The sequence below is a fragment of the Kordia aestuariivivens genome (assembly GCF_014397005.1).
GTDB classification, from domain to species: Bacteria; Bacteroidota; Bacteroidia; order Flavobacteriales; family Flavobacteriaceae; genus Kordia; species Kordia aestuariivivens.
Genome location: NZ_JACGWS010000001.1, coordinates 1 through 16,082, shown reverse-complemented (window position 1 = coordinate 16,082; position 16,082 = coordinate 1). Strand labels below are relative to the sequence as shown.

Genomic DNA, 16,082 nt, shown 5'->3' with positions numbered 1-16,082 from the left:
AACAATATGGTTAATTTGTAGAAAAATTATACGCTAAAAAAACATTTAGAAACAACAGTTTATTTAGAAGCATTTTCAATATAAATTATATTCTTGAATCTAATATAGAATAGTTCGTGTATTTCTGAACCCAAAATTTTTGATGCATCATATCTATTCCCATTAAAAGTATTTTTGCTCCATTCTTTGTTATTCATAAATGTTGTAATTGTAATAACGTGGTTCAATTTTAAGAGTATTTCAAAGGAAATATTGACTTGTTTGCAAATCTCAAGTATTGCATTGTATCTACTAAAACCTTCGGAAATTAAATCATTTAGAGTAGATTGAATTCTTAAACACGCTTGATAGCTCTGATCTTCATGAAACTCATAATCACAATAAGAAAACCCGAAACCTTCAACAAAATTTTTTTCATCTAAATAATCCATCGCTTTGAAATACAAAATAATTAAACAACAAGGATATGTATGAAAATCCTTTTCGAAAATACAAATCAAATATAGTAAAAGATTCGAAAAAGAGCATTAGTCGTAGACGTCATGCTGAACTTGATTCAGCATCTCATCAATAATTTAAGTTAGAACCTTCTTATTTTAAAATAGATTCCTGCCTGCATTTCGACTTCGCTCAATGTGAAACGCAGGAATAACAAAACCCAATACCTAATACTAGCTATATCGCAGCGATACATTACTGCTTACTTTTATATCATAAAACTTAAAAATCACATATTATGAAAAGTAAACGCATTGTAAAAATCGCTTTATTGATTGGTTGTTTTCTATTCATCACGAATAGTTTTGCACAGAAAAAGACAATTAACTACTATCCGTACGCAATGTATTGGGTAAACTACGACGCAAACAAACAAAACCATTTGAACTCTGTTCAGGTGATGTTTATTGGATCTATAAAAAGCACGAGTTGTTCAGAAAGTGGACGCTACGGATGGCAATCTGGAATAGGACATCAATTTAGAGAACATATCGAAGCCTATTACAAAAGTAAACTAGGTGTATATTCTAAACGTGCAAAAGATGCTGGCGGATACTGGCGTTTTGGTGCAATTCAAGATTTACCAGGCGTGAGAGCACGAATGGCAAAACGCTATCCAAGAGTTGTGTTTGTTTCCGATTTCACTTTTTACTGCAAATAGTAAATTATATTTCTCTTTCTAGCGCAAGCATAAATTTCAAATATGTTTGCGCTAAATATTTGAGAAAATCTTTTAATAAATTCAAAACACACTGAAAAACAACACAATAACTTCTAAACAATCCGTATATTGAAGTAATCAACCACCATTTTATGAGAAGTCTCCTAGTATTCCTATTGCTATTTCCATGTTTTTTTTGGGGGCAAACGCCAGAAATAGATTCTTTAACATTATCCCTAAATTCTACATCAGATAGTTATGAAAGTGCTAAAATAAAACTGCAATTAGCAAAGTTGTATGAACGTGTCGATTTAGCAAAAGCAAAAACCTATGCTTACGAAGCTTTACTTTTTAATACGAATGATTCTTTACTCGCGGAAACAACAAACGAGGTTGGACGTTTACACTTTTTTACAGGGAAATTAGATTCTGCTGTTCTCTATTTTGAAAACTCAAAAGCGTTACTCTCAAAACTGAAAGATAGTAATCGTGCTGCAATTGTAAACATTAGCTTAGGCGCGATTTCTTTACGCCAAGGAAATTATGAAAAAACCATAAAAATACTCACCGAGAGTGCTGCTTTTTTTGAGAATAAAAAAGACGATCTCAATGCTGCCAAATGTTATAGTAATATTGCGAGTGCTTTTGCAGAATTAGAAAATTATGACAAAGCAATTGAATACAGCGAAAAGGCACTTCGGATTTTTAACGAAAATGATTTTGTGCAGTTTCAATTGATTACACTCCCAAATTTAGCGACGCAATACTTTAAAAAAGGAGATACCATAAAAGCGATTGGGTATTACTCAAAAGCTGAAACCTTAGCAAAAAACCTCAACGACAAGCGTTCTTTGTCATTAATTTACAACAACTTAGGGAATATTTATCTCGAAAGTGAAACACAAAAAGCCAAGGAATATCTTGAAAAAGCACATCAATTAAAAACCGAACTTAATCTTAAATCTGGAATTGAAATCACGGAAAGTAATTTGGGATTGATTTATCTCAAAAATAAAGAATACCAAAAGGCGATTTCCTATTTAGAGAAAGCAAAACCTGTTGTAAAAGGCAAACAATTAACCGTAGTTTACACATATTTAAAAAGTGCGTATGAAGGTTTAAACGATCACAAAAAAGCATTGTATTTCTCTGAAAAAGCGAGAATTTTGAACGATAGCTTACTTAGCATTGAAAATCAAAAGACAATTTTAGACATCCAAACCAAATACGAAACGGAGATCAAGGAAAAGGAAATATTACAATTACAAGCTGAAAATCTAGAAGTAAATTACAAAAGAAAGCAAAACAGAAATCTACTCTTTGCAGCTTTAGGTATATTATTAATCACTCTTTTTATTGTATATATGTTACTCAAAAATGCGAAACGAAAACGCATCATCATGGAGCAAGGTTTGACCATAAAAGAGCAAGAATTCAATCAATTACTTAAAACCAAAGAACTAGAAGGAATTGACGCTATTTTAGATGCGCAAGAACAAGAACGGACAGACATGGCTGCCGATTTGCATGATAATTTAGGCAGCAAAGTAGCGACTTTAAAGCTATACATAGAAAGCTATGATACGAAAGAAGAATTTACAAATCACTATGATAAAATTAAAAATCTTCTAGATACTACCTACGGCGAAATTCGAAATATTTCTAAAAACAAAAACTTCGGCGCTCGAATCGATAAAGGATTGATTCCTTCTACAAAAGCGATTGCCAATCAAATTTCGGAAACGAAAAAACTACACATTGATGTGATTAATATAGACGTAAAAAATCGTCTTAAAAACGCACAAGAAATACAACTCTTTAGAATCATACAAGAGTTACTCACAAACATTATAAAACATGCAAATGCTTCGGAAGCTAGCGTGCAATTTTCGGAAGAAAACAACATCTTAAATATTATTGTAGAAGACAATGGAAAAGGGTTCAATATGACAAAAAAAGCTGAAGGAATAGGATTAATTAATATTGAAAAACGCGTGGAAAAACTGCATGGAGAATTATTTATAGATGCTTCTGAAGGAAACGGAACAACAGTAATTTTAAACATTCCATTATGAATGTAAACATCATTATAGCGGACGATCACCAATTATTTATAGATGGTATAAAATCTATTTTAGCCAATGAAATAGGAATTTCAATTATTGGCGAAGCAACAAACGGATTGGTTTTATACAAACTTATCGAAGATGGATTAATTCCAGATGTTGTACTTACCGATATCAGAATGCCTGTTTTAGATGGTGTTTCGGTCACAAAAATGCTACACAAAGATTTTCCAAAAATTAAAGTATTGGCACTAAGTATGTTTGATCAAAGTGTGGATGTGATTGAAATGTTAGACGCTGGCGCAAAAGGATATGTAACCAAAAATGCAGAAAAGAAAACCTTAGTTCAAGCCATACATACGGTTATAAAAGGCGAATATTATATCAGCGAAAATCTTCCTGATGAAATACAAGCTTGGTTTGATAATGAACCTGTTTCAACCGAACAAACACTTACACGAAGAGAAAACGAAATCTTGCGCCTGATCGCCAAAGGCAGAACAACTATTGAAATTGCCAAACAACTTAAAATAAGTCGATTTACAATTGACACACATCGCAAAAACATTCACAAAAAACTAGGCATCAAAAGCAATACAGGATTGGTAAGTTATGCGTTAAAACATAAGCTTTAATTCTTCTTCCTTGTCATTCCGCACTTGTTGCGGAATCCAAAAAATTGTTTCAACTAAATCTACTTGAGTAAACAACCGAGCAAAGCGAGCTAAACTAATAAACCGTGAGCAAAGCGAACCGTAAACTCATAAACACCGAGCAAAGCAAGCTAAACTTTTAAACATCAAAGTACAAACCGATACGTAAACTTCATCAAAAAGATATTTTCAGGTTGCTGACTCAAAATTTGAGTGTCTAAACTCCGTAATAAATGATCGCTGGCATTTCCGAAACCTGTCGTTCCTTGCGACCAAACTAAAAACAATTCAGAACCCGGAATGTATTCCCAACGGATAACTAAATTTGATCGAAATTGCACAAAAGAAAAATCAGGATTTCCGATGGAATAGTTCACATTTCCGTCTGCATTTTCGTCAATCAAATACGAATCTGAAGCTGTATCAAGGGTAATTTCATTCGGTTGGTATTGGTAAAAACGATCGTTTAAATTATCCGCGATTGAATTCGTAACATATTTAAAATCCGTATATCTTCCGATAGAAACGAAAGGCTGTCCATAATACTGAATCGACAGATTTGGATTGATGGTATAATTAAAACGAATAGAAGCACTCAAGGTTTGGTTGTCGATATTTCCTAAAATATAGCGCGCTGTTCCGTTGTTATCTGCTTCCGTAACATATTGAGTTTTATTAGGATTTCTGTTATACGCCGGATTGATAGAAATACGCATCGCATCTGTTGGTTGATACGTTAGATCTGCTCCTATTTCAAAAAAGCTAAAATTATTTTCTTTTGCTTGCGAATAGACAACATTCCAACTTGTACGCAACTTTTTTCGCTGGTCAGTTCCGAATGCGAAATACCCGAAATTTTCTTGAGAAAATCGCCAACGTGGTCCGCCACGCAAAAAAGTATTGATAAAAATTCGCGGTTTATGCGCGCCACCAAAATCTATCCACCAGTTATTTAAAAACTGCATATTTCCGTTGACTTCATATTGAATTCGATTGTAGTTTCCTTCAAAATCGTAGGTTGTAAATTGTGAAAATCTAGCAGAGATTCTTCTAAACTTTCCAACCGATTTGGTAGTTTGATACCGAACAGTTGCATATTGACGTATTTCATCCGCTTGTCTCAGAAAACCAACATCATTTAGTTCCAATTCTGGCGAACGCCATATAATTCCTGCGTTGTAACGCCAAGTTCCGCCACCAGCTTTTCCAGCTTCAAACTTTCCTCCTGTTCCTGTTAATGATGTTCTGTCTAAATCTACATCAACATGTCCCGCATCAACACGTTGAAACAAATGCGTTAACGATTGTTGCGTACTTGCAATCGCTTCTTTGCTTCCTTGCACATGACTCATCACAACATTACCTTCGGTATAAAATGTTCTATCTTTCCAATTGTGTTTAAAGTCCAATCCGCCTGTGTATGCAGCTTTATGAAGAAAGTTGAGATTATCTTCTAATCGTCGATTTGTCGCTGTAAAAATTCCTCCTATATATGTATTTCGCTCGTTGAAATCTTTTTGTAAACGTCCTACAAAGTAATTCGTGAATGGTTCTACCAATTCTTCTCTTCGCGTTCCGTTGTTGTCAATTTCGGCAAATTCTTTTCCTGTCACACTTTCTAAAACTCCGATAGACCAACCATTTTTGGTTTTCCCACTAAACTTTGCTGCACCTAAAATGGTAGAATTTTGTGGCTGATCGACAAATTCGCCACTTGCAGTATTTGGAAAACCTTGTGGACTTCGGCCAATTCGTCTGGAATAAAACACATTGTCTTGTCCGTTGGCAAATCGGTAATCAAAAATATTTTTATTTTCAACAAAAAACGGGCGTTGTTCTCTGAAGAAAATCTGAAAACCATCCAACGCAATTGCTGCTGGATCTGCTTCAACTTGTCCAAAATCTGGATTGATGGTAAAGTCTAATGTTAAATCGTTTGTGATACCAATTTTTCCGTCGAGTCCACCATTTAATTTAAAATCTTCTCCATCGCGAAACGGATTTCCAGCTTCATCCGGATACGTGTCATATTGTGTCACTATGTACGGTTGAATTTCAATTTGTTTTTGTGGTTTTATATTTTTTAATCCGTGTAATTCTCCAAATTCACTTACCCAACCTGGCGCATCAAGCGGAATTCGTTGCCAAGTAGAGCGTTCTTCTTTTCTAAAAAATCGACGTTGCACTTGCAATCCCCAAATTTGTTCTTCACTTTTTCCAAAACGCAATTGACTAAATGGAATCTTCATTTCGGCTGTCCAACCTTCACTATCTACATTTGTTTTTGTATACCAAATTGGATTCCAACTTCCGTCCCAATTATTTCCATTATTCGAGATAAATTCATCACCTTTTACACCAGCTGCAGTTACGGTAAACGAAAAACCTGTACGCTTATCGTGGTAACTATCAATATTAATTTCAACCCAATCGCCATCAAAACCATCACGGCGTGACAATCGTTTTACAATTTGATCAGGATTTGAATCAATAGCACGCACGGCAACATATAAAAACTTGGCATCATACATTATTTTGAACTTTGTTTGTTCGGATGGCGGCGTATTTTCATCTGGTCGATTCTCAATAAAATCAGTTGCCCATTCCACAGAATTCCAACTCGCATCATCAAGAATTCCATCAATTTTTGGTGATTCACCTTTAATAATATTTGTAGTATATATCCGTTTTGGAATAGATGTTGTGGCTTCTTGTGAAAGTCCGAGATACGGGATACACAAAAACCCTATAAAAAAAAATAGGAAAGGCTTCATTAGTCGTTTTTTCGTTGATTGATTGTTATAAATGTAAGAAACCTTGTAATATTTGGTCAATATTTGTGTAAAAATTAACACTTATTAAGAAAAGAAATAAATTAAGAGAATTCATTTTTAATTTCATAACCGAGCTTTCAGAAGTAGAATTTTGAGTACTTTTGAAAATATAAATCAAAAAATAGTGAGTGCCTTAAAAACCATACTATATTTCTCCCTCTTCAAGTATCCGTTGACAAGAACTGAGATTTTTCAGTTTTCTGACGACAAGGATCAGAAGGCAATTGATGCCGAAATTGATTTACTTGTAAAAAAAGGAATCGTTTTCAACGTGGATGGTTTTTATTTAGATGTAAACAACCCAGACCGTGTGGAACGCAGATTGAAGGGAAATGAAATGGCACGAAAAATAATTCCGAAAGCAGTAAAAGTTTCAAAACGAATTGCAAAATTCCCATTCGTGAAAAGTGTTTGTTTATCCGGCGCATTATCAAAAGGATATTATGACGATGATGGTGATTTTGACTTTTTTATCATCACAAAACCAAATCGTTTGTGGATTGCAAGAACATTATTAGTTTTATATAAAAAGATATTTTTACTCAATTCAAAAAAATATTTCTGTGTAAATTATTTCATAAGCACAGATCGTTTAGAAATTTCTGAACAAAATTTATTTACAGCTACAGAAATTGTAACATTGATTCCGCTTTACGGAAAAGAAACATTTGCAGCATTTTTAAAAGCAAACGCTTGGATTCTTCCATATTTTCCTAATAAACCAGCGACTCAAATAAAAACAATTAGAGATACTGAAAAAAGTTGGTTGTCAAGAGTACTCCAAAAATTATTTAATGGCTCATTTGGACTTTCGTTAGATAAAACGCTTCAAAAAATGACCTTAAAAAAGTGGGTGAATAAGTTTAAGCATTTAGCAAAAGAAGATTTTGGCATTGCGATGAAATCTACACGACACGTTTCAAAACATCATCCACAGAATTATCAAAATAAAGTAATTACGCGTCTTGACGAACGTTTCAACGAAGTTATAAAACAGCACAATTTGAAATATCCAAAAAAACATGCTTGATGTTGTCTTTTCACATTCCTATTACTATAAGTTTGATGCCAAACAATGGAAAAATCAAACGCCTTATCCGCCATTAGGAACCTTATATGCGGCTTCCTATTTACGCGAAAACGGATATAGTGTTGGTGTGTTTGATGCGAACTTGTTGGACGATCCAAAAACGATTCAACCGTATTTAGAAAAACATACACCAAAAACATTTGTAATTTACGATGATGGCTTTAATTATCTAACAAAAATGTGCTTAACCACGATGCGTGAAGCCGCTTTTGAGATGATTAAAATCGCTAAAAACTTAGATTGTCATGTAATTGTTTGCAGTTCGGATTCTACAGATCATTATGAAAAATATTTAGAAGCTGGCGCTGATTTTGTCATTCAAGGTGAAGGCGAAATTTCGTTGAAAGAATTGGTGGATGCGTTAACAGCTAACGAAGATACAACGTCCATCAAAGGACTCGTTTTTGAGAAAGATGGCGAGTTTATAAAGAATCCAAAACATCCAGTATTGCGTAATTTGGACGAATTACCAATGCCAGCTTGGGATTTAATAGACATTGAACCATACAGAAAAATCTGGAAAAACGGCGGAAACGAATTTACCTTAAATATGGCAACCACACGTGGCTGTCCGTTTAAATGTAATTGGTGTGCAAAGCCAATTTACGGAAATCGATACAACTCACATTCGCCCGCATATATCACAAAACATATAAAATATCTCAGCGAAACCTACGGCGTAAATCGTTTTTGGATGTGTGATGATATTTTTGGCTTAAAGCCGAATTGGGTTCAGAATTTTAATATCGAACTCAAAAAAGAAAAACTTTCCATTTCGTATTACATACAAAGTCGTGTCGATTTATTATTGAAAGAAGACACCATTGATGCCTTGGCAGAAAGTGGTTTGGAAGAAGTTTGGGTTGGCGCAGAAAGTGGCTCACAAGCTATTTTGGACGCAATGGACAAAGAAACCAAAGTGGAACAAATTTACGAAGCAACGCGTTTACTGAAAGAAAAAAAGGTGCGTGTGGCGTTCTTTATTCAGTTTGGATATTTGGAAGAAACGAAAGAAGATATTGCAAAAACGATCCAAATGATTAAGGAGTTGGTTCCTGATAATATTGGTGTTTCTGTTTCGTATCCGCTTCCAGGCACAAAGTTTTATGACAAAGTAAAAGATGATTTACAATTAAAAGCCAATTGGACAGATTCTGATGATTTGGCAATGCTTTTTAAAGGAACATACAGCACTGAATTTTACAGAAAATTACAACGCTACGTTCATAAAGAATATCGTAAAAGTCAAGCTGCTCAAAATTTTAAAAAGTTCTTTAAAAACCCATTTTCTATTACAAAATCTGAGTTGCGTTCTATAGCATTGCTAGGATATTATATTCCGTCAGCATTCGTAGATAAAATTCAACTTAAAAATATGGAACCTACCAATGCATAGTGATTTTGATATAGCAGCACCGCAATACGATTCAATTTTTACGTATTCTAATATCGGAAAAGCACAACGGAAATTAGTGTTCAAATATATCAATCCGATTATATCACAAGAAAAAAAACTTTCAATTTTAGAACTCAATTGCGGAACTGGCGCAGATGCAATAACATTTGCAAATATGCAACATAATGTGATTGCAACTGATATTTCGGAAGGCATGATTGCTATCGCGAAAGCAAAAAAACATCCTAAAAATGTAGCTTTTAAAGTGCAAGATATTAATACACTTACCGCGAATACATTCAACAAAAAATTCGATTTAATTTTCTCCAACTTTGGTGGATTGAACTGTTTGTCAAAAGAACAATTGGCTTCTTTTTTAAATACAGCTGTTGACTTATTAAACCCAAACGGAAAATTAGTTATGGTTGTGATGCCAAAACAGTGTTTGTGGGAACGTTTTTATTTTACTTTAAAGGGCGATCATGCGAAAGCAAAACGAAGAAATACAACCGAAAGCGTTGTTGCAAATGTAGATGGTGTTGGCGTAGAAACTTGGTATTTTAATCCTGCAGATATTCTTGAATTATCAGCGGATTCTTTTTCCAAAGAAAATGTAAAACCAATTGGCATAACGATTCCGCCATCCTATTTAGAAAAGTCGTTTGTTGCTAAATTTCCGCTATTGAACATTTTCAAAGCATTAGATTCATTGTTAACTGCTTCTTCATTAGCAAAATATGCAGATCACTTTTTGATTGTTTTGGAGAAAAAGTAGTCAACACGTAATTGTACAATATCTATCTTTATTATCTCTAAAGAATAATTCATCTAAACACTGTACAATTTTCGTCTTTACGCTTTCTTGTAAACTTTCCCGTTTTATGATGTATTAATGCTATTGTTTGATACTGTAAATTGTTTGTGTTGGATATGCAAAATCTAATCCTGCTTTTTCAAAACGTTCTAATATTTCAAGATTCATGGTATTTTGAGCAAGTGCAATATCTGCTTCTTTTCGGATATAATAAATAAAAAGTATGACTAAAGATGAATCGGAAAAGTTTTCAAAAAACACCACAGGAACATCGGTAACAATATCTTGATTGTCTGCATTTATTTCTTTTAAAATCTCCATAGCTTCCTTTATCTTCGCTGGACTAGTTTGATAAGTTAAACCTAATTTTAATACTATTTTTCGAGTCGGTTCAAGGGCTATATTTTCGACACTATTGCTAATAAATATAGAATTTGGTATGGTAACTAACGAACCCGAAAGTGTTCTAATCCGTGAACTACGGATTCCAATTTCTTCCACTTTACCATCAAAACCATCAATTTTTATACGATCATCAATTCTAAAAGGTTTATCTGTAAAAACGGAAATACCGCCAAAAATATTTTGAAGATAGTCTTTAGCTGCCAACGCAAAAGCCAATCCGCCGATGCCCAATCCGGCAATTAAGCCTGCTAAGTTATATCCAATAGTATTAAACGCAATAATGATTCCAATAATCCAAATAGTAATTGTCACCACTTTGGTAATAATAGGTAACAATTGTCTTTTAGATTTGCTTTCAGACATTTCAATAGCAGGTTCCATGTACTCTTCAACAATAGCATTCACAAAACGCACAAAAAACCAAGTAATACAAATTACGACCAACACTTTATCAATATTTAAGATCAAAGACTCAATAGCTGAGGTCATATTTAATTTATTCATTCCTAGATAAAAACCAAGAATTGCAATGGCAAAAATAACTGGCTTTTCTAATGTTTCAATTAATACTTCATCTAGTTTTGTCTTAGTTACATTGGTGAATTTCTTGGATATTCGCTTAAATATAAAATATACTATTTTGGCAATAATAATACCGCCAACTATATATGCGAAGGCTGTTAACCATTGCGATGGCGTATTCATAAAATAGTGTCTTGATAGGAAGTCTGTCATTCTGTATTTATTATATAATTGTAAGTAACGTTGCGGTTTCTGCCTGAAAATAGTTGTGTCTAACTAAAAGCTTCTCTATTAAGATAACATTTATATAAGTTTCTAAAAATCAGAAAATTGAAATGATTTAATTATATTTTACACGCAATATTTTAGCAAAATTACAACAAAATACTAGAAACTTTAAAGTGCTCGACTTCTAAAATAAATTATTTACATAAAATACACAATACAATCGCATATTGAAACAGAAAAACATAGCGAATCTATTTGTGGTTAGCTTTACAAGGAGATAGAAAATACGTATCTTCGCATCCATAAAATGATATAAAAAAATCTATGAGTATCATTCTTACACATACTTATTTTTTATTTGAAGATGAGAAAGAACAAAGTATCATGCGTCCGTATGCGCCTTTGGGTTTATTATACATTTCCTCCTATTTGAATGAAAACAAAGTTGAAAATCATCTGTATGATTCTACCTTTTACTCCAAAGCCGATCAACTTCGTTTTATAGAAGAAAAACAGCCAAAAGCCATTGCGATTTATGCTAATTTGATGACAAAAATTAATGTGATCGAATTGGTGAAAATCTTAAACACCGACGAAACGTATGGTTTCCCGAAAATTATTTTGGGTGGTCCCGATATTACATACAACTTAGAAAATTACCTCAATACTGGTGTCGATTTCTTGATTATTGGCGAAGGCGAACAAACTACTTTAGAATTATATCAAGCAATTGTAAACGACGAGGATTATAGCGAAATTCATGGAATTGCGTATTTAGATAATGGCGAAGTCAAAAAAACGCCGCCACGCATGCGCATGAAAAGTCTCAAAGAATTGCCATTGCCAAATAGAGCTGCGATTCCAATAGATAAATATTTAGAAACGTGGAAAACACATCACGGACAAAGTTCCATGACGGTAAGTACGCAACGTGGTTGTCCGTACACCTGTAAATGGTGTAGCACGGCAGTGTATGGTCAAAGTTACAGAAGGCGTCCGCCAGATTTAGTCGCTGCAGAATTGAAAATGTTGAAAGACACGTACAATCCGGATGCAATTTGGTTTGTAGATGATGTATTTAGCGTAAGTTATAAATGGATTGAAAAATTTCATGAAGAAGTTATCAAGCAAGATGCAATCATTCCGTTTGAATGTATTACACGTGCCGAACGTTTGAACGATCATATTTTACAATTGTTGAAAGAAGCTGGTTGTTTCCGTATTTGGATTGGTGCCGAAAGCGGTTCACAAAAAATCATTGATGCGATGGATCGTCGTGTGGATGTAAATGTCGTCAAAGAAGCCATTCAAAAAACGAATGAACTTGGTATCGAAACTGGAACGTTTATCATGGTGGGTTATCCAGGCGAAGACGAACAAGATATTAAGGAAACGATTGATTATCTGAAAGCTGCAAATCCAACACATTTTACGATTACAGTTGCGTATCCAATCAAAGGAACTTCTTTATATAATGAAATTGAAGATAAAATAACGGTGCAACCCGATTGGGACACATCAACCGATCGTGAAATTGATTTCACCCGAACGTATTCACGAAAATTTTACGATTTTGCTGTTCGGCGAATTGTCAATGAAGTTAATTATAGCAAAGAAATTCGCAAAGGAAAAGAACGCAGTTTCGTAAAATCATTCAAACTAAAAACAAAAGCTGTTTTGGCACAAACAGGAATGAAATTATACAAATAACAATGGATTTCAGTAACGTTACACAACTCCAAAATGTCTATTATTTGACACCTGAAAATCCCGAATTTTCAACGCATTATCTCGCTGTGCGCGAAAAAGAAAACCGAGTGCTTTCGGATGCGCAAGTTCGAGAATTGCCTTATTTAGATTTATATGAATGGCCATTTCGCGTAAAACCGACGGAACGTTTTACAAACTATATTGCTTCAAAAAATAGTGAATTAAAAATACTTGCCATTGGTTGTGGAAATGGTTGGTTTTCAAACAAAATTGCGGAAGTTTCCGAAGAAAATCAAGTGATTGGTTTAGATGTCAATCGTGAAGAATTGGAGCAAGCTGCCCGAATTTTTAGAAAGAAAAACATCCAATTTATCTATGCCGATATTTTTAAAGTTTCGGAACAATTTGAAGCGCAATTTGACATCATCACGTTAAACGGAGCTATTCAATATTTTGAAGATTTTGAAAGCTTGATGACACTTTTAAAAAGCTATTTAAAACCCAAAGGAGAAATTCATATCATTGATAGTCCTTTTTATAAAACTGACGAGATTCTTTCTGCAAAAGAACGCACCAAAACATATTATACCGAACTTGGTGTTCCAGAAATGGCCGCACATTATCATGCACACGATCTAAATTTTGTCAAGAATTTTGATGTTTTATATACTTACAAACGAAATATAATCAACAAAATCTTAGGTAAAAAAGATTCGCCGTTTTCATGGTATCGATTCATTAAAAAATAACCCAATGCCACGTAAAACCTTTTTCAAAAAAATAAAATACTACGCTATTTCCACGCTAATCATACTTGTGATCACTGAAGTTGTATTGTCATTATTAAATATTTACCCGAATGACTATTACACCAATACACCAAATGCTAGCAATAAATATCCTGAAAACCCTAGTAAAATAGATGGTATTTCAGGGTTTTACGAGATAGCATACGATGCTCTGGGCTCACGATCTGTTTCAGAGTATTCAAAAGCAACGCATAAGATTCTTGCTATTGGCGGAAGTACCACAATCTGCTCTGTATTGACTCAAGAAAAAACCTGGACTGCTTTACTTGATAAAAAATTAGGAGACTCTTATTGGGTTGGTAATTTTGCTAGAAGCGGAAATAGCAGTAACCACCATATTTTTCAATTTCAACATATTCTTGATAAACCCGAATTAAAAGACACAGAAATAGTATTGATGCTAGTTGGAGTGAATGATTGTCGAGGATACTTAATCTCTCAAGATAAGTATATGCACATGTCGGACTTAGATGTTAAAAAAAGTGCTTTTAGTCATATGCCAAATTCTGAATTGCCTTTTTTTAAAAAACTAACCTTATTTAAACTGGCAAAACAAGCAAGACAAAGAATTCTCTTTTATACGCAGCCTAGAAGACCTCTTGATTATTTAGAAACATATGAAAGCGAAATAGAACCCATTACTGAGCTTCCCGATTTAACCGATGGTTTAAATCATTATGAACATAATTTAGAAAAAATTATAAAAGAAGCACAAAAACGAAATATTTCAATAATTTTCATAACACAACCTACACTTTGGCAAAAAGACTTGTCAGATAAATACAAAACCTTACTTGCTTCAAGAGCTCATTACAATAAAACCCCTTTATATACAGGCGAAGCTTTAGATAAAATTATGACTACTTTCAATAAACGATTAATGACCGTATGTAATACGTATAATATTCCCGTGATTGATTTACAATTACCGAAAAATCAAACTATCTTTTATGACGATATGCACTTTAATGAATCTGGTGCCGAAGTGGTAGCAGAAAAAGTTTATAGCTTCTTAAAACGAAACAACCATGTATCAACTGATGAATAGTAAAGTTTATGAATAAAAAACTAGAAAAAACTTTAAGAAAACTAAAATATTACAGTATTTCCACAGTAATTTTATTGGTCGTAGCCGAAATAATCTTGTCTTTATGTAATATTTTTCCAAGTGATTATTACACCAACACACCAAACTCAGAATTTACTTGGAAAATTGACCACAATGAAATCACTGGTATTCAACAAGATTCTGAAGTTTCCTTTGATGAATTAGGTGCACGTTCTATTTCAAATTATGAAAATAAGGATCATAAAATTATTGTTTTTGGCGGAAGTACAACAGCATGTTTTGCACTAACACAAGAAAAAACTTGGTCAGCTTTACTGGAAGAAAAATTAGGCGATTCGTATTGGGTTGGAAATTTTGGAAGACCTGGAAATAGTAGCAATCATCATGTATTACAGTTTGAGCATATTCTTAAAAAAGAAGAATTAAAAGACGCGAAAACAGTATTGATTATGCAAGGTGTGAATGATTTAGTTGGCTATTTAATTTCGTCTGAACGTTATCTAAATTTACCAAAACAAAAACTAAAGCGCATTGCTTTTCAGCATGTTCCAGATGAGAATATTCCGTTTTATAAAAAATTAACTTTATATAAATTGGCGCGAAGAGCGAAGAAAAACATTTCTTTCTATTTCAAGCATAAAGACTATTTGACGCAAGCTGTTACGGATGTAAAACTTCTCAGAACACAAGTGGAACGTGTTCATACACTTCCAGAATTAACCGAAGGTTTGGAGCAGTATGAAAAAAATACGCAGAACATCATAGACCAAGCAAAAGAAAAAAATATTCGTGTTATTTTCATTACACAAGCTACGATGTGGAAACCAAATTTGGAAGCACAATACGAAAAACTAATGCTCACGAGCGGATTTGCTAACAATGAAGCTTTTTACAGCACAGAAGCATTGTATCATGGAATGGAAGCTTTTAATCAGCGACTAAAAACTGTGTGTGATCGCAATAGTGTTTCGTATATCAATTTAGAATTGCCAAAAACTACCGCGTCATTTTACGATGATTTTCACTTCAATGAATCTGGTGCAAATTTAGCTTCTGATGAAATTTCAAAAGCGTTGAAAGTGTTGTTGAAGAAGTAAAATTATCATAGCATCTCGACTGCGCTCGATGTGACACGCAAGAAATTCGAAGATTCGGCGAAGCCGATGACAAAGAAATTAAGTTATAAAAGCGAAGCGATCCAAAAGCGAAGCGATCCAAAAGCGAAGCGATCCAAAAGCGAAGCGATCCAAAAGCGAAGCGATCCAAAAGCGAAGCGATCCAAAAGCGAAGCGATCCAAAAGCGAAGCGATCCAAAAGCGAAGCGATC

13 protein-coding genes are annotated in these 16,082 nt (G+C 33.8%); 10 read left to right on the top strand and 3 right to left on the bottom strand.

Annotated elements, in window-relative coordinates; genetic code table 11:
* Positions 1 to 59: 59 nt before the first annotated feature.
* Positions 60 to 431: a hypothetical protein gene (locus tag H2O64_RS00065; RefSeq protein ID WP_187560093.1), complete on the bottom strand. Its 372-nt coding sequence runs from the start codon at positions 429 to 431 to the stop codon at positions 60 to 62.
* 305 nt (positions 432 to 736) lie between these two features.
* Here H2O64_RS00065 and H2O64_RS00060 point away from each other — a divergent pair, with 305 nt between their 5' ends.
* From H2O64_RS00060 to H2O64_RS00050, 3 genes are all read left to right on the top strand, one after another.
* Complete coding sequence (locus H2O64_RS00060; RefSeq protein ID WP_187560092.1) at positions 737 to 1,159, top strand: hypothetical protein; 423 nt, start codon at positions 737 to 739, stop codon at positions 1,157 to 1,159.
* Positions 1,160 to 1,311: 152 nt separating this feature from the next.
* Positions 1,312 to 3,234 (top strand): ATP-binding protein, encoded by a 1,923-nt coding sequence (locus H2O64_RS00055; protein WP_187560091.1) that lies wholly within the window; start codon positions 1,312 to 1,314, stop codon positions 3,232 to 3,234.
* Entirely contained in the window at positions 3,231 to 3,860 is a 630-nt protein-coding gene (locus tag H2O64_RS00050) for a response regulator (protein ID WP_187560090.1), read from the top strand. Before H2O64_RS00055 ends, H2O64_RS00050 begins: the two co-directional genes overlap by 4 nt.
* A gap of 164 nt (positions 3,861 to 4,024) precedes the next feature.
* Here H2O64_RS00050 and H2O64_RS00045 read toward each other — a convergent pair whose 3' ends face one another.
* On the bottom strand, positions 4,025 to 6,652 hold the full coding sequence (locus H2O64_RS00045) for a DUF5916 domain-containing protein (RefSeq protein WP_187560089.1): 2,628 nt from the start codon (positions 6,650 to 6,652) through the stop codon (positions 4,025 to 4,027).
* A 184-nt stretch (positions 6,653 to 6,836) separates the two neighbouring features.
* On the opposite strand from H2O64_RS00045, the gene H2O64_RS00040 reads away from it, so the two are divergent.
* From H2O64_RS00040 to H2O64_RS00030, 3 genes are read left to right on the top strand one after another with little or no spacing between them, the layout of a single operon-like run.
* Positions 6,837 to 7,742 carry a nucleotidyltransferase domain-containing protein gene (locus H2O64_RS00040; RefSeq protein ID WP_317173809.1) on the top strand — a complete coding sequence of 302 codons (906 nt, stop codon included), beginning with the start codon at positions 6,837 to 6,839 and terminating at the stop codon, positions 7,740 to 7,742.
* Positions 7,735 to 9,198 (top strand): B12-binding domain-containing radical SAM protein, encoded by a 1,464-nt coding sequence (locus H2O64_RS00035; RefSeq protein ID WP_187560088.1) that lies wholly within the window; start codon positions 7,735 to 7,737, stop codon positions 9,196 to 9,198. Before H2O64_RS00040 ends, H2O64_RS00035 begins: the two co-directional genes overlap by 8 nt.
* A complete protein-coding gene (locus tag H2O64_RS00030) occupies positions 9,191 to 9,973 on the top strand; it encodes a class I SAM-dependent DNA methyltransferase (protein WP_187560087.1) in 783 nt (260 codons plus the stop codon). The genes H2O64_RS00035 and H2O64_RS00030 overlap by 8 nt, the downstream gene beginning before the upstream one ends.
* 120 nt (positions 9,974 to 10,093) lie before the next feature.
* Here the strand turns inward: H2O64_RS00030 and H2O64_RS00025 are convergent, their stop codons facing one another.
* Complete coding sequence (locus H2O64_RS00025) at positions 10,094 to 11,152, bottom strand: mechanosensitive ion channel family protein (protein WP_187560086.1); 1,059 nt, start codon at positions 11,150 to 11,152, stop codon at positions 10,094 to 10,096.
* A 339-nt stretch (positions 11,153 to 11,491) separates the two neighbouring features.
* Between H2O64_RS00025 and H2O64_RS00020 the strand changes: the two genes are divergently transcribed.
* Genes H2O64_RS00020 through H2O64_RS00005 form a run of 4 tightly spaced genes read left to right on the top strand, consistent with a single transcriptional unit; the run spans position 11,492 to position 15,852 of the window.
* Positions 11,492 to 12,877 (top strand): B12-binding domain-containing radical SAM protein, encoded by a 1,386-nt coding sequence (locus H2O64_RS00020; protein ID WP_187560085.1) that lies wholly within the window; start codon positions 11,492 to 11,494, stop codon positions 12,875 to 12,877.
* Between the two features lie 2 nt (positions 12,878 to 12,879).
* Complete coding sequence (locus H2O64_RS00015) at positions 12,880 to 13,626, top strand: class I SAM-dependent methyltransferase (RefSeq protein WP_187560084.1); 747 nt, start codon at positions 12,880 to 12,882, stop codon at positions 13,624 to 13,626.
* A gap of 4 nt (positions 13,627 to 13,630) precedes the next feature.
* Positions 13,631 to 14,734, top strand: a complete 1,104-nt coding sequence (locus H2O64_RS00010; protein WP_187560083.1) for an SGNH/GDSL hydrolase family protein — start codon at positions 13,631 to 13,633, stop codon at positions 14,732 to 14,734.
* Between the two features lie 8 nt (positions 14,735 to 14,742).
* Entirely contained in the window at positions 14,743 to 15,852 is a 1,110-nt protein-coding gene (locus H2O64_RS00005) for an SGNH/GDSL hydrolase family protein (RefSeq protein ID WP_187560082.1), read from the top strand.
* Positions 15,853 to 16,082: the final 230 nt, after the last annotated feature.